This window comes from Olsenella uli DSM 7084, from assembly GCF_000143845.1.
Taxonomy (GTDB): Bacteria; Actinomycetota; Coriobacteriia; order Coriobacteriales; family Atopobiaceae; genus Olsenella; species Olsenella uli.
Map to the genome: position 1 here is coordinate 1351351 of NC_014363.1, position 19023 is coordinate 1370373.

At 60.4% G+C, this 19023-nt stretch carries 20 protein-coding genes; 10 read left to right on the forward strand and 10 right to left on the reverse strand.

Annotated features, from left to right (window positions below; all coding sequences use genetic code 11):
* Window positions 1-108 precede the first annotated feature (108 nt).
* Window positions 109-591: a deoxycytidylate deaminase gene (locus OLSU_RS05940; protein WP_013252046.1), complete on the reverse strand. Its 483-nt coding sequence runs from the start codon at window positions 589-591 to the stop codon at window positions 109-111.
* 226 nt (window positions 592-817) lie between these two features.
* Here OLSU_RS05940 and OLSU_RS05945 point away from each other — a divergent pair, with 226 nt between their 5' ends.
* Both OLSU_RS05945 and OLSU_RS09910 read left to right on the forward strand, forming a co-directional pair.
* Window positions 818-1522: a gamma-glutamyl-gamma-aminobutyrate hydrolase family protein gene (locus OLSU_RS05945; protein WP_013252047.1), complete on the forward strand. Its 705-nt coding sequence runs from the start codon at window positions 818-820 to the stop codon at window positions 1520-1522.
* An 83-nt stretch (window positions 1523-1605) separates the two neighbouring features.
* Complete coding sequence (locus OLSU_RS09910; protein WP_148219063.1) at window positions 1606-1803, forward strand: NgoMIV family type II restriction endonuclease; 198 nt, start codon at window positions 1606-1608, stop codon at window positions 1801-1803.
* Window positions 1804-2314: 511 nt separating this feature from the next.
* Here the strand turns inward: OLSU_RS09910 and OLSU_RS09525 are convergent.
* The 3 genes from OLSU_RS09525 to OLSU_RS09535 form a co-directional block, all read right to left on the reverse strand.
* Entirely contained in the window at window positions 2315-2767 is a 453-nt protein-coding gene (locus OLSU_RS09525; protein WP_148219064.1) for a hypothetical protein, read from the reverse strand.
* 81 nt (window positions 2768-2848) lie between these two features.
* Window positions 2849-3310, reverse strand: a complete 462-nt coding sequence (locus tag OLSU_RS09530) for a hypothetical protein (RefSeq protein WP_148219065.1) — start codon at window positions 3308-3310, stop codon at window positions 2849-2851.
* A gap of 174 nt (window positions 3311-3484) precedes the next feature.
* Window positions 3485-4159: a hypothetical protein gene (locus OLSU_RS09535; protein ID WP_013252048.1), complete on the reverse strand. Its 675-nt coding sequence runs from the start codon at window positions 4157-4159 to the stop codon at window positions 3485-3487.
* 200 nt (window positions 4160-4359) lie between these two features.
* Between OLSU_RS09535 and OLSU_RS05960 the strand changes: the two genes are divergently transcribed.
* The 4 genes from OLSU_RS05960 (at window position 4360) to OLSU_RS09365 (ending at window position 7326) form a co-directional block, all read left to right on the forward strand.
* The gene (locus OLSU_RS05960) at window positions 4360-4857 is read left to right on the forward strand and encodes a DNA-3-methyladenine glycosylase family protein (protein ID WP_013252049.1); all 498 of its coding nucleotides are present in this window, start codon (window positions 4360-4362) and stop codon (window positions 4855-4857) included.
* Window positions 4858-5191: 334 nt separating this feature from the next.
* On the forward strand, window positions 5192-5554 hold the full coding sequence (locus OLSU_RS09790; RefSeq protein ID WP_236697189.1) for a DNA cytosine methyltransferase: 363 nt from the start codon (window positions 5192-5194) through the stop codon (window positions 5552-5554).
* The gene (locus OLSU_RS09915) at window positions 5458-6375 is read left to right on the forward strand and encodes a DNA cytosine methyltransferase (RefSeq protein ID WP_407635727.1); all 918 of its coding nucleotides are present in this window, start codon (window positions 5458-5460) and stop codon (window positions 6373-6375) included. The genes OLSU_RS09790 and OLSU_RS09915 overlap by 97 nt, the downstream gene beginning before the upstream one ends.
* A gap of 3 nt (window positions 6376-6378) precedes the next feature.
* Window positions 6379-7326 carry a NotI family restriction endonuclease gene (locus OLSU_RS09365; RefSeq protein WP_013252050.1) on the forward strand — a complete coding sequence of 316 codons (948 nt, stop codon included), beginning with the start codon at window positions 6379-6381 and terminating at the stop codon, window positions 7324-7326.
* Window positions 7327-8228: 902 nt separating this feature from the next.
* On the opposite strand, the gene OLSU_RS05970 is transcribed toward OLSU_RS09365, so the two are convergent.
* Complete coding sequence (locus OLSU_RS05970) at window positions 8229-8651, reverse strand: hypothetical protein (RefSeq protein WP_013252051.1); 423 nt, start codon at window positions 8649-8651, stop codon at window positions 8229-8231.
* A gap of 9 nt (window positions 8652-8660) precedes the next feature.
* Window positions 8661-8900, reverse strand: coding sequence for a hypothetical protein (locus OLSU_RS05975; RefSeq protein ID WP_013252052.1), 240 nt, complete (start codon window positions 8898-8900; stop codon window positions 8661-8663).
* A gap of 159 nt (window positions 8901-9059) precedes the next feature.
* Here OLSU_RS05975 and OLSU_RS05980 point away from each other — a divergent pair, with 159 nt between their 5' ends.
* Window positions 9060-9284 carry a hypothetical protein gene (locus tag OLSU_RS05980; protein WP_013252053.1) on the forward strand — a complete coding sequence of 75 codons (225 nt, stop codon included), beginning with the start codon at window positions 9060-9062 and terminating at the stop codon, window positions 9282-9284.
* Window positions 9281-9796, forward strand: a complete 516-nt coding sequence (locus OLSU_RS09115) for a hypothetical protein (protein ID WP_013252054.1) — start codon at window positions 9281-9283, stop codon at window positions 9794-9796. Before OLSU_RS05980 ends, OLSU_RS09115 begins: the two co-directional genes overlap by 4 nt.
* 279 nt (window positions 9797-10075) lie before the next feature.
* On the opposite strand, the gene OLSU_RS05990 is transcribed toward OLSU_RS09115, so the two are convergent.
* Window positions 10076-11689 carry an aminotransferase class I/II-fold pyridoxal phosphate-dependent enzyme gene (locus OLSU_RS05990; protein WP_013252055.1) on the reverse strand — a complete coding sequence of 538 codons (1614 nt, stop codon included), beginning with the start codon at window positions 11687-11689 and terminating at the stop codon, window positions 10076-10078.
* A 404-nt stretch (window positions 11690-12093) separates the two neighbouring features.
* Here OLSU_RS05990 and OLSU_RS05995 point away from each other — a divergent pair, with 404 nt between their 5' ends.
* Window positions 12094-12648 (forward strand): NADPH-dependent FMN reductase, encoded by a 555-nt coding sequence (locus tag OLSU_RS05995; RefSeq protein ID WP_013252056.1) that lies wholly within the window; start codon window positions 12094-12096, stop codon window positions 12646-12648.
* Window positions 12649-13030: 382 nt separating this feature from the next.
* Here OLSU_RS05995 and OLSU_RS06000 read toward each other — a convergent pair whose 3' ends face one another.
* On the reverse strand, window positions 13031-13990 hold the full coding sequence (locus OLSU_RS06000; RefSeq protein ID WP_013252057.1) for a YncE family protein: 960 nt from the start codon (window positions 13988-13990) through the stop codon (window positions 13031-13033).
* 7 nt (window positions 13991-13997) lie between these two features.
* The gene (locus OLSU_RS06005; protein ID WP_013252058.1) at window positions 13998-14963 is read right to left on the reverse strand and encodes an AEC family transporter; all 966 of its coding nucleotides are present in this window, start codon (window positions 14961-14963) and stop codon (window positions 13998-14000) included.
* A 349-nt stretch (window positions 14964-15312) separates the two neighbouring features.
* Here OLSU_RS06005 and OLSU_RS06010 point away from each other — a divergent pair, with 349 nt between their 5' ends.
* Entirely contained in the window at window positions 15313-16392 is a 1080-nt protein-coding gene (locus OLSU_RS06010; protein ID WP_013252059.1) for a D-alanine--D-alanine ligase family protein, read from the forward strand.
* On the opposite strand, the gene OLSU_RS06015 is transcribed toward OLSU_RS06010, so the two are convergent.
* Window positions 16389-18803 carry a glycyl radical protein gene (locus tag OLSU_RS06015; RefSeq protein ID WP_013252060.1) on the reverse strand — a complete coding sequence of 805 codons (2415 nt, stop codon included), beginning with the start codon at window positions 18801-18803 and terminating at the stop codon, window positions 16389-16391. The genes OLSU_RS06010 and OLSU_RS06015 overlap by 4 nt on opposite strands.
* Window positions 18804-19023 lie beyond the last annotated feature (220 nt).

Here is a 19023-nt window from a genome sequence, read left to right on the forward strand (position 1 = left end):
TGAGGACATGGTAGCAGAACAAGGGGCCCATGAGGTCGGAGGACTGCAGAAAGTCGTGCGTGATGGTCCCGATGCGCAAGGCTGCCGGGCAGGTGGCCGGCAGCCCTCCTAGACGAGGGCGTCTTCGGGTAGCCTTACCTGGCGGTACGTGATCCCGCAGCGGTCGAAGACCGACTTCGAGACGCGGTTGCCCTCGGTTCCGTCGTACTTGTCATCCAGGTAGATGACCTCACCCACACCGGCCTGCACCAGCGTCTTGGCGCATTCCTGGCAGGGGAACAGGGTGACGTAGACCTTCGCCCCCTGCATGTCCTTGAGCGAGCCCCGATAGTTGAGGATGGCGTTGGCCTCGGCATGGATCACATAGTTGTGCTTATCGAACAGGGGGTCCTCGGACGTGCCCCAGGGGAACTCATCGTCATCGAGCCCTGAGGGCGTGCCGTTGTAGCCGACCGACAGAATTCGGTCGTTGGTGTCAGCGATACAGGCCCCCACCTGCGTCTTGGGGTCCTTGCTCCTAAGGCTTGCCGCGATGGCGACGCGCATGAAGAACTCGTCCCACGAGATGACGTCTGACCTTTTGCCGGGCATGGCGAACTCCTTGGCTGACAGGGTGACGACCGGCAGAGCCACACCGTCGGGCGCCCCACACGAACGTCCCCCATGATAGCCAAATGATTGCAGGGACTCATATCCTCAGGCGGCACAAAGCGTCCGGATGCGCGCGTGCACGGGTGTACGGATGCACGGCAAAGACAGTTGCGCTAGGCTGGGAGCTTGTCCGCTGACGCCGGCACCCAGGGAGAGGGCACGCCACATGAGGCCAATCATCGCAGTCACGGCTCGCTTCGAGGCGAAGCTCGAGGGGCTCTGCATCCAGCACAACTACTATGAGGCCCTGACGACCTGCGGTAGCCTGCCGATCATGCTCCCCCTGACGGACGATGCGGACGAGATAGCGCGACTGCTCGACGGGGTGGACGGCGTCCTGTTGCCTGGCGGGCTCGACATCGACGCGCACTGCTACGGGGAGGAGCCCCGCCCCGCGACCGAGAGCCCCTACCTCCCTCTCGACCGCCACCAGATGGCGCTCGTGCCACAGGTCCTCGCTCGAGACCTGCCGATGCTGGGCATCTGTCGTGGCATGCAGGCCATCAACGTCGCCATGGGAGGAACGCTCTGGCAGGACCTCTGCTCGCAGCGTGCGCACACCCACGACCACCGCGTCGAGAAGGACACGGACAGGCCGGCCCACACTGTCGACGTCGTTTCGGGCACACCTCTTGCCGAGCTTCTGAACACGGACGAGATGGGCGTGAACAGCATCCACCACCAGGCCGTACGTAAGCTCGGCAGGGGTCTCGAGCCCATGGCGTACTCGGATGACGGACTGGTCGAGGCCGTCTGGATGCCCAAGCGCCGCTTCGTGCGTGCGGTGCAGTGGCACCCCGAGCAGATGTGGCACGCCGACCAGAGACAGCGCGCCATCATCCAGCAGTTCGTCGACGCATGCCGGGGGTAGTCCCCCGGCATAGTGCGGGTCAACGGGCCCGGGATGACCGCTGATTCAAATCCCTGGGTCTAAGCCCTTTTTGAAAACAGGTCATGCCCACGAGCCATGGCCCATGCACATATTGTCAAGCACATAGCAGATCAGCCACTGCCCCTATCACTTTGCCATCTAAGTTAAGGCGTGCCGTAGAGGATCATGGCCACGATGACGTCGCCGAGGAGCTTGACACACCCGTAGCTGGCAAACGCCTAAAGGATGTTTCTGACCCACCTCTTGACCTGCGTGTCTAGCCGTTCCCTCACCCATTGGAACAGTACGGCCTCAGAGCGTATCCATTGAACGATATGCCCGCGACCCGGGCCGGCCCACCCCACCCACCAGCGGCGGAGCGGAGGGCTTGAAGCCGATGGACGGGCACGACGCGGGACGGAGCGCGCCGAAGACCGGCCCGCGTAGGAGTCCCGACGTGCCCCCACACAACCTTCCAGAGGTGTGCGCAGCCCCGTGGCACGATCCGGCCCGGCGACAAGCCCAGAGCGAAGACGGTGGCGGGTGGGGTGGAAAGGGTTCTTCTCCCCTAATTAGGACGTCTTTTGGTCGACATTCATCAGTTGCACTTCGACTGTTTACTCTTACTCATCTGCCGTAATCCGATAGGTCAAGGGGAGCAGAAAGCCCGCCTTTCACAATCAGCACCGAAGGGAACGCATACGGCTTACCTTGCTGTACCCTGTCAAACTCTATGCGCACGAGGACGCTATCACCAGAGGTATCTTCGACTGTGTGGTAATTCCCGAAGATCTAGTCGACGGTTTCTTGGTAGTCACGACTGTCCAAGTTACGCTCGCCACTCATTAACCCGAGCGTCCTTGACTGGTGAATCACGGGCATGTTCACGCCCGATTCGGACCTCGCCATCGAGGTTTCATAACTGCGGCATGAGGCAGATTCCTCAAGCGCATACAGTTCTTCTGCGAGCCAATCGACAGCCTCCTCGCTATCGGGCACATGCCCGATAAAGTAATCGCTGGGTTTCGGCGCTTCTTCTTTGCGAATAAACGAAGCTTTGGGTATGGCTACCTCAACGATTGCATGATGTGTGGGGGATCCACCCGAGTTCAAGAGGACTAGCACTATTCCTCCAATCCCCTTGAACGAATCTAGGAACGTGCAGTAGTCTCTCTTCTCCCTACAGGCTTCTATGAGTGATCCCCAGGCCCCATACTTTGACTTTTCTTCGTCAAAACCGGCCAAGCTTCTTCCGTTACCATACAGCCCAATGTCGAGAGACGGCCTTGACCCCAAACCGCCCAAATAGAACGTGTCATCATCTGCCTAAAGCCCGAGTTCCCTCAGTTCAGCGATTACTGCGGCCCTGTCCGCCTCTTCGACTTCAACAGGTTTGTGCTGCAATGTCTTCCATGCTGGAGAGTCCCTCCAGGCGGCAGCAATGCTCTTTTGCTGGTCCTGAAACTTAGCTATTGCTTCAAACGTTTGTTTGGACAGCCCGCCTATGGCTGCTGAACTCAGCTTCGTTACGCTGGAGACATTGCTGCTTCCTTCATCATGTCGGCGAGCCTGTGTATGCCGTGGCTTTCTTACTGGGTTTTCGGTTACCTTCTTGAATGCGCTACGCACCTTGTCGTCGAATGCTGTCGGTTTGAATATTGGGTTTGCGAGGCTCTTACGAACCAACAGACCATCGGACATAACCCCGCCGCCCCGGTCAACACTCACTAGAGAAGGTACTGGTTTCTTTGGCTTTGTCCCACCCTCCAGCTCGAGGATCAGCCTCATGAAGTCATGTGTCACTCGTTGGCGCAGCTCTTTCTCATCAGCGAAGGATGGTACATCACCGTGCTGCTGAGGCTGCTCTTTAACGTAGCGATTACCTTGAACTGCTCGGGTCTTTGGGCTGGAACCCCTCAGGCGCCTGCCATGTATAGAGCATAACCTGCTTGCCCTGGATCTCTACGCAAGATACATGCTTAACTCAAAATGGTTGATCCATTCAGAAACTGACCTGCTCTCCAACCCTCGCGTATCCGTCCCATTCGCTGTTATCTGCACCCGCACAGCCTCATACCTCTCTTTATGTTCTGAGGTTTGATAACAGGCCAGCGCAGCTTCCGCCAAAACCAGGCATAGATAAACGAGGTTGATTACTATCCTCTTATCCTCTGGGTTGTTTCCTATTGGATTCCTCTTGTCCTCAGGGACAACCGAGCAGATACATGCAGTACCAACGTCAAAGGAAACCTCACCGACTTCTATGCCACGTGGCTTCCTTCCCTCTTCGGCATATCTATCGTCAATAAGAACGTTGCCGTTGTGGAGCAGCCGACATCTGAGTACGTAACATGCCTTTCCGTCGAAGTTGGGCATGTGCAGGGTGTCTGGGATTCGCGGTTCTGGGTTGCTCACATCAATCCTGTCCATCTGTGGCATGCACGGTATGTGCTCGTCGTACCAAACCTCATACAAGGATCTGCTACCTTTTGACGCTCCGCTCTCTGCCTGGGAGCAGATGTCTGGCAGAGTCAGAGCTACTTCAAGAGCCGCGATGTAGCAATCAGCCATAAGCGCATGGCATATCTCTTTGACCAGCACTTCTATTGGATTCGGTTCGATATAGGGATTGGCCACCAATGTCGCCTTCCAATGTCGCTTTTGTCTCTCCTATAAGCCTGTGCTTCATCCTAGAATACACACTCTATTGGTTGAATACGCGATAGCGAACAGCCACGCATCGGCAAACTTCGCCTCCGTTTCCATGGACACCATGCTGAACCACCGCAGATGCTAGCTACAATTATCCACCGAAAGATATTGCATAAGGATTATTCATGCCCGTACTCACCACTGACACACCCGAAGTCGCCTGCCTCATGAAGCGCAACTGGCGGCTGCGCAAGCTCATCGAGGCGGTAGGCAACCTTGAGTACGAGGTCACGGGTACCGCCTATAACCACCTCGCGCATTCGGTTATCGAGCGGATGCTTTCCATGAAGGTCGGGCATGCCATCGAGAAGGGGCTCGAGACCGCCTGCGACGGGTGCATATGCCAGGAGACGATACTCTCACTCCCCATGGAGGACATAAGGACATGCGGCATCGCTGCCCGCAAGATGCCTGAAGAGGAACTGGCCAAGCTTGTCGACATGACTGACGACGAGGTTAGGGCCTCGCTCATGCGCATACGGGGAATCGGCAAGTGGACGGTTGACATGTGCCTTATCTTCTACTTAGGCAGGTCGGATATCCTACCTGTTGAGGACGGAGCCATCCGACAGATGTTCCAGTGGCTCTACGGCGAGCCAATCACGAACGCCAACGTACGGTAATGGTCTGCTCCCTGTGGAGGCCCTGCTCGACCACGGCGGTGAGGTACACGTACCGAGCCTTGAACACTAGATTGCTGGTTGGGAACATTGCAAATTGTTAGCTTTACAACTTCGACTGTGCCGATACTTGAAATAACACTTGCGACACGCACTGTTTCCAATCTGATGCCTTTGCTAGCCCTGAATGGACCTGTAGTAATGTTCAAACCTGCAACTGAAGAGCTAGAATGATTCCATGTTGCTCATTTGGAGCGAAGTGCTAATACGTGTCTCCCTGCTTCCATAGATTTAAAATTTAAAGGTTGTCCAGTCTCGCATGAACGGAGGTAACCGCGTGGCCTTAGATCAGCTTACCTACATTGATCTCTTCTCCGGTGCAGGCGGTCTCTCCGAGGGGCTTGAGCAAGCTGGATTTCACTCGCTTTTTGCTTCTGAGATTATCCCTAAATACGCCGAAACCTATGCGCACAATCATCCTAACGCAGAGGTCTGTATTGAAGACATTCGTTCTATTGACCCAGAAGACGTTCGAAAAAACTTGGGCTTGATGTCGGAGACCTCGATTTGGTGGCCGGCGGCCCACCTTGTCAGGGTTTTTCCATTAACGCTCCAATCAGGTTGCCAGAAGACCCTCGTAACCACCTCTTTCTTGAGTATTTGCGATTCGTTAGAGAATTTAAACCCAGAGCCATTCTAATAGAGAACGTTCCTGGTCTGGTTTCTTTTGAACACGGAAGCACTCTTCATGCCATATTGGATTCCCTCGCGAATTTAGGATATGAAGCAGATGTTCATATATCGGGGGCACCGTTTTACGGTGCACCTCAGATGCGGTGGCGGACTGTCATCTTGGGTCTGCGTGGTTCTATGATTCCGCAGTCAGCTTGGCCCGAGCCAACTCGACATGCCCCGATTAGGGCCAATTTCACTACAACATTCGATGGCCATCCAATCGTTAAGCGCCCCTCTCCCGCAGTCGACGCTCCTTTTACGACTGTAGGAGATGCGATTGGGGACTTGCCGCCTCTAGAGAATGGAGAGAGGGGGATTACCTGTAAAGATTATGCTTCGCCACCTCAATGCTCTTATCAGGCTGCTATGTGTGTTGGATCCGCTGGCGTTTTTAATCACGAGGCACCGCGGCTTTCGGCGGTCAATATAGAGAGACTTAAATACATAAAGCAAGGAGGTAATTGGACGGATATCCCCATCGATCTTCTACCTAAGGGCATGCGACGAGCTCGCAGAACTGATCATACAAAACGCTATGGGCGGCCACGGTGGGACGACCTCGCAAGCACTGTCCTTACAAAGTGTGATCCTCACTGGGGTGCTTTCTTCCACCCAGATCAAGCACGAGCGTTTACTGTACGTGAGGCCGCACGGTTTCAATCTTTTCCAGGCCACTATGTATTCCTCGGGACCCAGGCCGAGCAATATGCCGAAGTCGGAAATGCAGTTCCGCCCATGCTGGCCTGCTGCGTTGGACAATCGCTAAAGGCTGTACTGGAGGGATGATGCATGGCCGGGACTATCGTTGATTTCTTTGGTTATAGGGCGAACGACTCAAGCAATGAGGCTCGCCTCGCAATAGTTCGTCAAGAGTGCCCCTTCATACATGATGCCTGTACAAAGATGCTTGGACGTGATGGCACTCGATCGGGTGTCTGCGCCGTAAAACAAGTATCTTCGGATCAGCGCATCATCTGCTGCCCCATTCGGCTTTATGCCGATGACTACCAGCTTCTCCGCACTATTTCAAAGATGACCTTCAACTACGACTATGGTCTCTATGCGGGGCGAGCAACTGTCAGTCGTTCAATTCGCGAAGGTGGTGCCGTTGCTGTCTTCGACCATCGCTGGGGCGGAGAGCTACGATTGCCAAAGAGAAATGGCGTTGGTAACTACTTTGCCGACTGGGTTCTCGCTCTTCTTGATGAGTCTGGCGTCCTGAAGGAGTTCACCTCCATTGAGGTACAGACCATAGATACCACAGGCAGCTACTGCAATTCTCGCAATTGCCTCCTTGAGGGGCGGCCTCAGGAACAATCTACCGTTGGTCTGAACTGGGAAAACGTATCAAAACGGATCATCCCCCAGCTTGTCTACAAAGGGCAGGTCTTACAACGCGAGGCCCTCTGTCGTTCAGGCCTATGGTTTGTTACCCCACAACCCGTTTACGACAGGATCGTGGAGCGTTTGGGAGGCATTGAGAACATGGCTTTCGGTTACGCCCCTCAGCCTGGCGCCCTTCATTTCCTACGTTATGATTACGATCATGATGTTGTCCCTTTTGAAGGGACGCCTACTAAATTACGTGTCGTAGGCGATGACTGTTCGACCGTAGAGCAGGTGCAAGCAGTCTTTAGCAGAGTCAGGCTTCCCAAGTCTGGAGTCTATGGTGAAACTCTACGGCAGGCGCTATACGGGGACAGCGATACTTCTTACTGGGCAACGACATTAGGCTAGTCGTAGCATTCTCTGTCTCTAGGCTCTTCACGCTTGCCCTTCTAACGAAGTTGAATTTGTTGAGCTAATCATCCTCCTGAAAAGCCTTGGTCCTTACTTAACTGATCTTATGACACACCCGTAGCCTTGTCCCATCGACAGGCTGCGGGCGCTCTTCGTTTTGCGCCCACCCGACTAGGAAGGCGGTCCTCATAGACGGTGACAGTGATGGCAGGAAGACGCAGGACGCGGAGTTCGTAGGGCAGCAGGGCCAGCAGGCGCACGGGGACGAGGCCGGGGTGCAGGCAGCAGGCGCACCAGTCCCGCAGGAAGCGGAGAGACCGGTAGACGGCGAGGCCTCCGGCGGCCAAGTCCTGTCTCTTCGCGGGACCCGTACCGGGGACTTCTCAAAACACTTCTCAGATTCACGCATCCTCCACAGGCATGCCAGGGAGCCCCACCGAGTACGGCATCTGCAAGCCAGGCGAGGACGGGGTGCCACCGACCCCGACAACGACCCGCGCCAGTGGCTCTGGGGGACGCTGCGCTCAGACGGCGTGCTCGAGGCCTCAGCCTCGTCGGAGGTGGAGTGGTCACGCGGGGTCACGGACCATGGGCGGGCATGCGCCCAGGCGAGGTACGCGCTCAACTCCTGCGGCGTGGCGGAGCTTGACCTGACGGGGCTGGACCCGTCGTCGCTGACCGACCTCTTCTACTGCTTCTCGACCTGCTCGGCGCTCACGACCATCTACGTGGACGCCGGCTGGGAGCTGCCAAGCGGCGCGAGCAGCTACGGGTGCTTCTACAACTGCAAGGCGCTCGTGGGAGAGAACGGAACCGCGTGGGACAGCTCGAAGACGAGCGCCACGTACATGCGGATAGACAGGGACGGGCGGGGTACATCACGGCGAAGGGCTAGCGACCTAGCTCCGGCCTTCTCCGTCCGGCGGCCTGACGTCCCCCGGCCTGCGCAGAGGCGGCAGGTCGGACAGGCCCAGCCGGTCGTAGGCGCCGCGCTTGCCGCTCTCGGGATGGCGGTCGAGGGCGATAACGGTGATGGAGCCCTCGTCCGGGCCGTAGACCCACCACATGCGCATGGCGCCGCTGTTCCTGTTCTCCAGGTAAGACTGCCAAACCTTCTGCCCGTAGCGCTTGGTGAGCGCCTCAATGTCGTGGGTCCTGAGGCTCGGGTGGCACGGGTTCTCGGAGAGCAGCCTCATGGCCTTGCCCCACTTGGCGTAGAGGCGCTCCTCGGCCTTGCTGGCGGTGCCCACGAGATGCTTGGCTTGAAGGTCGTTCCAGAGGCACTCCATCTCGGGGACGCCCATGCGTATCGCGAACGACACGGGCCCCTCCTAGAAATCGGAGAGGTCGACGGGGGCCGAGACGCGGCCGGCCCTCACGTTAGCCATCGAGACGTCCATCTGGGCCAGGACGTCTGCCGGCACACCCTCAGGCACGGCGAGCTCACGCGGCTCCAGCACGTAGCAGCCGTTGTCGAACTCCCTCACGTTGTAGTAGTCATATCGGGCCCCGCGCAGGGTGACGCGGCGCTTGCTGTCCACGCGGGCGTCGTACTCCTTGACTTCCTGCATGTGCCCCTCCTTCGGTTGCTCACAGCTTTTATAGCTGGTATGTGGGAAATCCCATAAAGGGAATTGTAATGGCCGGCCTTGGGCACGTCAAGGGTGCTCGTGACGTGGAACGAGGATGGAAGGCGTTGGTAAGAACATCATCGAAGGGGGTCTTCTCGCATGGAGTCGGTATTGGTGGCCTTGATCGGCAGTGCCGTCACGCTGGCAGGCGTGGTGGCGAGCAACTCGCGGTCGCGGGCCGTTACGGAGCAGAAGATCGACGAGCTCACACGCCGCGTGGACAAGCACAACTGCCTCATCGAGCGCACCTACCTGCTCGAGCGGGACACAGCCCTCCTGCGCAACGATGTCGACGATCTCGAGAGGAAGGTGGGGATCAAATGACGGAGTTCCTGACAGGCAACGAGTGGTGGTGGAGGCTGGCACGGACCGTGACCCAGGGGGCGCTGGGCGTCGTGGCTGCGAACCTGGACTTGCTGGTGGGCACGGCGGTGGTCGATCCCGCGTGGAAGGCTTTGGTGGTCGCGCTGGTGATGGCTGCGATGGGAGAGGTTCGGATGGCGAAGAGTAAGCTCTGCACCTACATGCACATCACCAAGAACCATTCGAGCGGCCGCTCGGGATGTCGCGTCTGCAAGCTCACGCCGCACTACATGGCGGCGAAGTGTCCGGGTAGCAGTGCGCCGACTACTTCGCGGACACGACCCGGCAGACCTCGTCCAACCACTGCAGGCGTGAACGGCGACGTGGCCATAGGCGTGGACGAGGCAGACCGTGCCTGGACGTCCTCCTCGGCCTGGAACGACAACCGGACTATCACTATTCAATGGCACGGCGCGGCGGAAGCTCCTGCCTCCAAGCCACAGCCGTGCCGCACTGTTGGAAACTCCTGGTGACCTTGCTGTCTTGTGAGCTTTGAACTTACCTTTCTTTCTTCTCGACCTTGAGCGCATGAGCGCCACACCCGAAAAGGAGTGTGACGCTCACCACATGAGACTCTTTGAATTCGTCCTTCCTCTTTACCCTAGGACGAATTTTAGGACGAACAATCCCGGTTGGAGTGCTTTCTACTGTTGCGTTCCGTCACTTGACAGATACGGTATTTAATGCCTTCCACCTGCTGAAACGTTGCCTTTCGCTGCGCTCTGGCGCGGGACGTTGCCACCCCCGTCAGATTATTGCCGATAGTAGCTCAGGAAGTCCGCGAGGTTGGACATGGCTCCGCGCAGCGTCTCAAGGCGTGGCAGGTAGACGATGCGGAAGTAGCCCGGCGTCTGCCAGTTGAAGCCCTTCCCGTGGACGATGAGCACGTGCTTCTGACGCAAGAGGTCAAGGGCCATGCGCTCGTCGTCCTGGATGTTGAACTTGGCGGGATCGAGCCGCGGGAAGATGTAGAACGCCGCGTCGGGCTTCACCACGCTCACGCCGTCGATCTCCTTGAGCGCACTGTAGACGAACTCGCGCTGCTCGAAGACGCGACCGCCGGGAACGATGTAGTCCTTGACGGACTGGTGCCCGCCCAGGGCGGTCTGGACGATGGACTGTGCCGGCACGTTCGAGCACAGGCGCATGTTGGAGAGCATGTTGATGCCCATCATGAGGTCACGGCCCAGGTCCTTGTTGCCCGATATCGACATCCAGCCAATGCGGTAGCCCGCGATCATGTGAGACTTGGAGAGCCCGTTGAACGTGATGCAGAACAGGTCCGGTGCCAGGCTCGCGATGGAGACGTGCTCCTTGCCATCCATGACCAGGCGGTCGTAGATCTCGTCCGCAAGGATTATGAGCTGGTGTTCACGGGCGATCCCGACGATCTCCTGCAGGACCTCGCGTGGGTACAGGACGCCCGTGGGGTTGTTGGGATTGATGATGACGATGGCCTTGGTGCGGTCCGTGATCTTGGAGCGGATGTCGGTCATGTCGGGAAACCAATGGGCCTGCTCGTCACAGAGATAGTGGACGGCGGTTCCGCCGGCCAGCGAGGCGCACGCGGTCCACAGCGGGTAGTCGGGACTGGGGATCAGGATCTCGTCGCCGACGTCGAGAAGGGCGTTCAGCGTGAGCTGGATGAGCTCCGACACGCCGTTGCCCGTGTAGATGTCATCCATCTGCACGTTGGGGATGCCCTTGATCTGGTCGTACTGCATGATGGCCTTGCGCGCGGAGAACAGCCCGCGGCTGGCGGAGTAGCCCTCGCATTCGGTCAGCTGGCGGCGCATGTCGGACACGACCTCGTCCGGCGTGCGAAAGCCGAACGGAGCGGGGTTGCCGATGTTGAGCTTGAGGACGTGGACGCCCTCGTCCTCCATGCGGTTTGCCTCGTCGACGACGGGACCACGCACGTCGTACAGGACGTTGTCGAGCTTGGAGGACTTCTTGAACTCCCTCATGCGAGCACCCTTCGTCTGAGTTGCCCCGCGCGTGCTGGGCCTGGCCTTCGCGCCGAGACGGGACTTTGTATCGGCGCCAATCGTGGCGGTACTGCCATTCGGCGCACTGTCACCGACGTCGCTCGACACACCGACGGCAACCGATGCGCCAGGGGCACCTGATGCGCCGATCGCCGCCGAGGCCTCCCCCAGAAGCCATTCCTCGCTTACGCCAAGGGCCTGAGCGAGAAACGCGAGGGTCTCCGCCCGCGGTGTGGTCTTCCCACTCACGTACTGGCTGAGCTGCGACTTTCCCAGCTTCTTGCCTTGGTCCTGCGCCAGGTGGACGAGATCGACCTGCTTGAGGCCACGCTCCCCCATCCTTTGCGCAAGGCGCTCCGAGAATGTCTGTTGCGGCATACCCATGCCTCCTAGTTCAAAGTTCAATTTTATTCAATCACCTAAAGTTCAATACTCCTTAAGTTCAATGTCACTGAAGTTCAATTTATGAGAACGAGGGTAGCACGGATGTCGAGAAGTTCAAACAGAAAGTTCAGTTACTGACCGTGAAGCGACCAACTTCACGCCCGGCACATACTTCCCTGACGCATCCGTGGCGGCATATGCGCCCGTGAGCTGGAAGACCGCACAATGGGCACAAGGAGGCCAGGGGATCTTGTGGCTCTGATAGATTGTGCGCAACCTATATTGGACACAGTCAACGCAGTGGGCGCCTACCCTGGCAAAGTCCGCTCGTCTTGACAGAACTACCTGTCCCAACGACAGAACTACCTGTCCCAACATAACAAAGGAAAGGAACCACCGTGGAGAAGAAGAACGTCCTTATCGTCTGCGGGACCCTGCGCAAGAACGGCTACAATCTGCAGCTGGCCAACGTCATCAAGCAGCTCATCGGCAAGCGGGCTGACGTCAGCTACCTTGATTACTCCGAGCTGCCGCCCATGAACCAGGACCTGGAGAGTCCCGAGCCTGCATCCGTTGCCGCCGTACGCGGCGCCGTCCGGGCCGCCGACGGCATCTGGTTCGTCACCCCGCAGTACAACGCATCGTTTCCTGGGCACATCAAGAACCTGATCGACTGGCTGAGCCGCCCTCTGCCCGGCCAGGGTCGCGGCTCCGTCGTGATTACCGGTCGCAAGGTCACTGTCTCGGGTGCTGGCGGACGTACGGCAACCACGGAGATGCGCAGGGAGTTGGGTTCACTGCTAGCCTTCGTGGGTGCCGACGTCATGAGCGAACCCGAAACCGGCATCGCGCTATCCGGCGGGTCCTGGCAGACCGGCAAGCTCAAGCTCTCGGACGATGACAGGTCAGCACTCTCCGACCAGGTCGACGCCTTCCTGGAGTTCATTGCATAGGCAAGGCGCCTGCATAGCGGAGCGCACGGTCAGTGGACGGGGAGCGTGACCAAACAGAACAACTGACATCTGGCGGACAAGGACGTGCGGGTCGTCAGCGGGAAACTGGCCCATACAGACGGAAAAGTAACAAAAGTCCCTGAGGGGCTTTTGTTACTTCCATATATTCGTGCAGGTAAATACCCATAAATTACCGAAAGTGCCAAAAGTCCCTCAAGGGCTTTTGGCACTTTCGGACCTAGAGTCCGTTGCCAGAGTTCGACGCCTGTCAACCTGGTCAGCGTAAACCGCTTTCGGACAGCCCTGCCCAAAGGCCACCGACCAGCATCTCGCAGCAGCAAAAAGATCGGGACGAGGGCAAGGCCCTCCGTCACGCGCATGACTACTGCAGGTCATAGAGGTAGACGCGGGCAGTGCTGCAGTTGTAGTCGATGACCAGCTGACGGGCGTCGTCGTTGAAGGTCAGGCCTTCCGCCTCTCCGTCCTCCTCGATGTCGCCCAGCGTCAGCTCAAGCGTGGCAGTCGCGCTGCGCCCGCCATCCGCCAGCTCCACACGGTAGATGTGGTCGGGCTCTCCCACACTTGCCGACCCATTGTCAGCCGAGAGGTAGAGAGCCCCGTCGCGGCAGGTGACGCCTTGCACCGCCCGCGGGGCGCCAACCAGTCGCACCTTGCGTCGAAAGTCGCCGGACGCGAGGTCGTACTCGTAGAGGTACTGGCTGCTGATGCCATCCTCCCACGAGCAGAGCCAAAGTGACCCCATGGCGGGGTCGACCGCGACGCCCGAGCACTCCGTCTGGCCGGATGCGGCACTCACTTGGATGTCTCGCTGCAGCGTCAGTGTGTTGGCATCATAGACCGCTATGGAGAGGTCGGATGCCATGCCATCCTCGAAGTGCTGCGCCGCCGCATAGAGCAGGCCGTCGTAGACGTCGATGTCCCCCAGGTGGTTGGCGGTGCCGCCCACATCCGCAAGGGCATCGTCGCGCTGGTCGATCTGGTCCCAGTCCGCATCGTAGCGCAGGATGGTATTGTTGTTCGTCACCCAGTACGAGCCGTTCGCATACGCGACGCCCTGATGACCGCCCACCTCGTGCATGCCTGCGTACACATAGCCCCGCGTGGGCGTCTCGCGTGCAGGCGAGATGCCACGGACGGACGTGCGGCCCAGCAACGCCAGGGCGAGAAGCGCCCCTGCCACCAGGACCGCGAGCATCTCCACCGCGACGGCGCCACCACCCTTGCTGGCGGTCGTCTGCCATGAGGGCCGCGCGCCCCTTGCCTGACGCTCTCCCCTCGGCCCCTTCCGCTCCGCCTGCCACGAATGTCTCCCACACCACATGGATACGTCACCCCACCAGTGCAAGCGACTTCAGCAGCCACAGCCAGAGCGTCAGCGTCGCGGCGCAGCCAAAGGTGGTCATCATCACCACGGTCGAGGTCAGCGTGCCCTCGTGTCCCATGTTCTTGGCCATGACGAAGCAGCTCACGGTCGAGGCGGAGCCCAGCATCACCAGAAGCGCCACCAGCTGCTGGTCTCGGAAGCCCGCCCACACGGCCAGGGGCATGAAGGCGGCCACCAGCAGCACCAGCTTGATGACGGAGGCGGCGAGCGCGGCTGGGACGTCGCCTTTGGCCCTCTCGGGACAAAACGACGCTCCCATGGCCATGAGCCCCAGCGGCGTCGCCAGGACGCCCACGTTGTGGACGGTGCTAAAGAGCAGCTCAGGGCAGGGCAGGCGCAGGAGCGACCAGGCGAACCCTGCAACGATGCCCAGTATGATGGGGTTGGTGACGATGCCGTGCCCCGCACGGCGCAGGAGCGGCACCGCCCCCGGCCGCCCGCCCCTCTCGCCGGGTGCCGTGAGCGTCAGCACCACCACGGCAACGACGTTGTACAACGGGACGCTGCCCAAGATCATGAGCGATGCCATGCCCGCGTCACCCGTGCCGTATATGTTCTGGATGAAGGCGAGGCCCAGGATGGCCGCCGAGCTTCGGTAACTCACCTGGACGAACTCGCCACGCCGTGGCGCGTCGCGCACGAAGACGAGCGACGCCGCCGCGATCAGCACGATGCTCACGAGCGTCGTGGCAAGGCAAAACAGCACGAAGCGACCGTCCCACGCGCTGGCAAAGTCCTGGCCGGCCAGGTCCATGAACAGCAGCGTCGGCAGGGCGACCCTGAACACGAATGCGTTGAGGTAGTCGGTGAACGGCTCGTCCATGACGCCCGCACGACGCAGGAGCGTGCCAAGCAGCATGGTCAGGAATATGGGCAACGTCGCATTGACGCTGAAGACGAAATCGCTCACGGAGGACTTCCCGGATGGTCGAGGGATTGCGGACGGGACGCGGCCGAGAGGGACGCCCCTCCGCCATTGTGACAGGCGTCCCCGTGCGAGGCGTCATCGCGCACGACGAATTAACCCAATCGCATGCTTGCGGCCTTTACACATGGCTGGCACCCGCGCGAGCGCCAGCCATGTGGATTGGGCGGGCGCGCGGGTGCCAGATACGCCCGTGCGACTGCCCATCCGCACGACTGGTCGTCAGCACAGCCTGCCCAGCGCTGCAAGGCATCGCGTATTGCTACCATGTCTGGCGTGAGACCAACCACTGCGGCGCCTTGGGCGGCGCCCACGCATCGGAGAAGGATGTCCTATGGCAGAAAGGCTCAACGTCGCGCTCCTCTTTGGGGGGACCTCGAGCGAGCACGACGTCTCGCTGCGCTCCGCCGCCAACGTGATCGACCTCCTCTCGGAACGCGTCGACCTGACGCTCGTCGGTATCACGAGGGGTGGCAGCTGGCTGCTCTATGGGGGTGACGCCACCGCCATCGCGGACGACTCCTGGCAGGGTCATGACACCACGCCGGTCTGCGCCGTGCCCGGCGATGGGGGTGGGCTTTTCGCAGTCGAGGGTGGGTCGCCCGTCCGGCTGCCCATCGACGTGGTCTTCCCCGTACTCCACGGACAGGGCGGGGAAGACGGCGTGACGCAGGGGCTCCTGGAGTCGTGCCGACTACCCTACGTGGGCTGTGGCGTACTCAGCTCGGCCCTCTGCACGGACAAGGACGCCGCCCACCGCATAGTCGCTGCCGCAGGCATCCGCTCACCTCGCTGCGAGGTCGTGCACCCCGGCGACGGGGCCACACGCATCGCCGAGGTCGCGGCCGCCTGCGGCTACCCCCTCTTCGTGAAGCCGGCCCGCGGGGGATCCAGCTACGGCGTCAGCAAGGTCGAGGGTCCCGAGCAGCTGGACGAGGCCCTCGGGCTTGCCTTCGGCTATGACGAAAAGGTCGCCGTCGAGGAGGCCATCGTGGGCACCGAGGTGGGCTGTGCCATCATGGGCGGCGCCGCGGGCGAGCTCGCGATGGGGCTGGTGGACGAGACGGTCGTCTCGGATGGAGGCTTCTTCCATATCCACCAGGACCACAGCGAGGGTGCGGACGCATCGACGAGAAACTCCTCGACTCGCTGTCCCGCGCTCCTCCCGCCCGAGGTCATGGAGCGCGTGCGCGAGACGGGAACGGCCGTCTGGCGCGCGCTGGGCTGCTCGGGACTCGCCCGCGTCGACCTCTTCGTGACCGAGAGGGGCGAGGTGGTCTTCAACGAGGTCAACACCATGCCCGGCCTTACCAGCTACTCGCGCTTCCCGGCCATGATGGCCGCAGCGGGTGCCGACATGGGGGAGGTCCTGGAGCGCCTCGTCCGCAGCGCCGCACGGACGGGCGCCCGCTAGAGCGTCTGCTCCGTGCGGCCGATGATGTCATCCTGGGTCGCACGGGACAGCACATTGAAGAAGGCCGAATAGCCTGCCACGCGCACGATGAGGTCCTTGTGCGCCTCAGGATGCCTCTGTGCGTCAATCAAGGTATCCCGACTCACGACGTTGTACTGGACGTGGTAGCCATGCAGGCGGTTGAAGAAGGTCTGCAGCATCAGCTCGAGCTTCTGCCTGTTCTCCTCGCGGGAGAGCATGGTGGGGGTCAGCTTCTGGTTGAGCAGCACGCCACCCGTGATCTTCTCGGTCGGAAGCTTGGAGACGGACTTGAAGACGGCCGTGGGCCCCTGCTTGTCGCAGTTGTGCGCCGGGCTGCAGCCCTCGGCTAGCGGCTCGCGGGCATGGCGCCCGTCCGGCGTGGCCATGGTTCCCATGCCCTGCCCCACGTTCGCGCTGATGGAACTGGTCCCGGCATAGCGGATGCCCCCTATGGGGCCACGGCCGAAGCGGGTGCTGGGGTACTTTGCGACCTCCTCGATATAGGGCTCGTACGACTCGACTGCCAGGTCGTCGACATAGTCGATGTCGTTGCCGTACTTGGGGGCCTCGTCGATGAGCAGCCGCTGGACACGCTGGCCCTCGGGACTCTGAAAGTCGTCGAGGAGGGCGTCCCACAGCTGCTGGCGACCGATCTTCTCCTCCTCGAAGACGAGCTTCTTGATTGCCGCCAGGGAGTCGGCCATGTTGGCGATGCCCACCTGCAGTCCGCTGATGAAGTCGTAGACGGCGCCGCCCTCCTTGATGGTCTTGCCGCGCGCGATGCAGTCGTCCGTGAGCGCGGAGCAGAGCACGTCGGGCACGTCACGCTCCGAGGCCTTGTCGATGGCGTTCTCCACGATCACGGAGTAGCGGCACATCTCGCGGATGGTCTTGTCCCAGGCCTCGGCGAGCTCCTCGTAGCTCTCCATCTCGGTGAAGTGGCCGCAGTCCTTGGTGAAGCGCTTGCCACTCGTGAGGTCGACCCCCCCGTTCATGGTACAGAGCAGCAGGCGCGGGAAGTTGAGGTAGCTCATGCCGGTGCAGCGGTAGCCCCACTTGCCCGGCACGGCGCACTCCACGCAGCCGATGGCCGAGTAGTCGTAGGCGTCCTCCTCAGACACGCCCCAGCTGATGAAGGAGGGGATGATGACCTCGTCGTTGTTGAGGGCGGGCATGCCAAAGCCAAGCCGCATGACCTCGACGCACTCGTCCAGGAAGCGCCTGTCGATGTTGGCGTGGTAGCGCACGGTGAGGTTGGGTTGGGTGAGGCGGGTCTGTGCCACGGAGCGCAGCACCAGGAAGGAGAGCTCGTTGACGGCATCGCGCCCATCCGTGGTCTGGCCGCCGATGGTGACGTTCTGGTACATGGGCGAGCCAGCTGAGGAGAGCGTGTGTGCCTGGCTGCGGATCTTCTGCACGGTGAGGGTCTTGATCCAGAGGTTGCAGAGAAGCTCGAGCGCCTCGTCCTCGCTTATCCTGCCGCCGTCGAGGTCCGCCTTGTAGTAGGGGTACAGGTACTGGTCGAAGCGGCCGAAGGAGAGCGAGTGGCCGTTTGACTCGATCTGCAGGAGCACCTGGGAGAACCAGACGGCCTGCATGGCCTCGCGGAAGGAGGAGGCGGGCTCGTAGGGCACCTTGGCACAGATGGCGCCCATGCGCTCGAGCTCGGCCCTGCGCGCGGGATCGGACTCGCGGGACGCAAGGTCGACGGCAAGGGCAGAGTAGCGCAGGGAGAAGCGGCGGACCGCGTCGATCACGACGAGTACGGCCTTGTAGAAGGCGTACTTGTCGACGGAGTCGGGATCCGTGAGGTCGAGAGCGGCCTTGGCGCGGCGGGCGCGCTCCTCGTAGCCGCGCAGGCCCTCGCGCAGCATGCGCGCATGGTTGATGGCGAGGTGCGCGTCGCCGGCGTTGAGCTTGCCCTCCATGCCGAAGAGACCCGTCTCCATGAAGACGGAGACCTCGTCGGGGAGAAGCGCCATGCCGCGGTCGCGCAGGGTGTTGTTCTCCCAGAAGGGCGCGATGCCGCGGATGCGCCGCTTGTCCTCGTCGGTGATGTAGAACACGTCGCCGTCGCGCTTCTCGAACGAGTCCAGCTCGTCGAGCACGAAGCCCAAGGTGTACTCGGGGAAGACCGGCGCGTTGCAGTTCTTGGTGGCCTGGTTGCCGGCGAGGAGGGTCTTGTCCTCGATGTAGATGCTCATGTCGTCGAGGATGTGCGCGAGGGCAAGCGCGCGACGCATGACGGGGGGCTGGTTCTGCGTCTGGCGGTAGGACTCGGTGCAGAGCACGGCGCGCTCGGCGTCGACGAACGGCCGCTCGTCGAGGACCTCCTCGCGGAAGGCCCGCATGCGTGCGGTCAATGCCCCGAAGTGCTCCTTGTTCTCCATGGTCGCTACTCCTTTTTGGATTTCGTAACGAATCCTAAATACTTACGTTCGTAAGTATAGTATATCGTCGTGTCGAGATTGTCAATGAGACGTACTTTCGCCCGCACCCATCACACAGCAGTGACATCACACCTGGTGACAGATGGTTGTCCTCCACTCGTGAGTCCCTGGAGAAAGAGCTATACTCGTAAGTAATTACTATTTCGTTCATAATTTTTCG

What these genes read in the sequence shown, in the direction of transcription:
- OLSU_RS05940 (WP_013252046.1), bottom strand. Translation starts at nt 591, where the DNA reads ATGCCCGGCAAAAGGTCAGACGTCATCTCGTGGGACGAGTTCTTCATG.
- OLSU_RS05945 (WP_013252047.1), top strand. Translation starts at nt 818, where the DNA reads ATGAGGCCAATCATCGCAGTCACGGCTCGCTTCGAGGCGAAGCTCGAG.
- OLSU_RS09910 (WP_148219063.1), top strand. Translation starts at nt 1,606, where the DNA reads ATGCCCACGAGCCATGGCCCATGCACATATTGTCAAGCACATAGCAGA.
- OLSU_RS09530 (WP_148219065.1), bottom strand. Translation starts at nt 3,310, where the DNA reads ATGAGGCTGATCCTCGAGCTGGAGGGTGGGACAAAGCCAAAGAAACCA.
- OLSU_RS05960 (WP_013252049.1), top strand. Translation starts at nt 4,360, where the DNA reads ATGCCCGTACTCACCACTGACACACCCGAAGTCGCCTGCCTCATGAAG.
- OLSU_RS09365 (WP_013252050.1), top strand. Translation starts at nt 6,379, where the DNA reads ATGGCCGGGACTATCGTTGATTTCTTTGGTTATAGGGCGAACGACTCA.
- OLSU_RS05975 (WP_013252052.1), bottom strand. Translation starts at nt 8,900, where the DNA reads ATGCAGGAAGTCAAGGAGTACGACGCCCGCGTGGACAGCAAGCGCCGC.
- OLSU_RS05980 (WP_013252053.1), top strand. Translation starts at nt 9,060, where the DNA reads ATGGAGTCGGTATTGGTGGCCTTGATCGGCAGTGCCGTCACGCTGGCA.
- OLSU_RS09115 (WP_013252054.1), top strand. Translation starts at nt 9,281, where the DNA reads ATGACGGAGTTCCTGACAGGCAACGAGTGGTGGTGGAGGCTGGCACGG.
- OLSU_RS05990 (WP_013252055.1), bottom strand. Translation starts at nt 11,689, where the DNA reads ATGCCGCAACAGACATTCTCGGAGCGCCTTGCGCAAAGGATGGGGGAG.
- OLSU_RS06000 (WP_013252057.1), bottom strand. Translation starts at nt 13,990, where the DNA reads ATGTGGTGTGGGAGACATTCGTGGCAGGCGGAGCGGAAGGGGCCGAGG.
- OLSU_RS06010 (WP_013252059.1), top strand. Translation starts at nt 15,313, where the DNA reads ATGGCAGAAAGGCTCAACGTCGCGCTCCTCTTTGGGGGGACCTCGAGC.
- OLSU_RS06015 (WP_013252060.1), bottom strand. Translation starts at nt 18,803, where the DNA reads ATGGAGAACAAGGAGCACTTCGGGGCATTGACCGCACGCATGCGGGCC.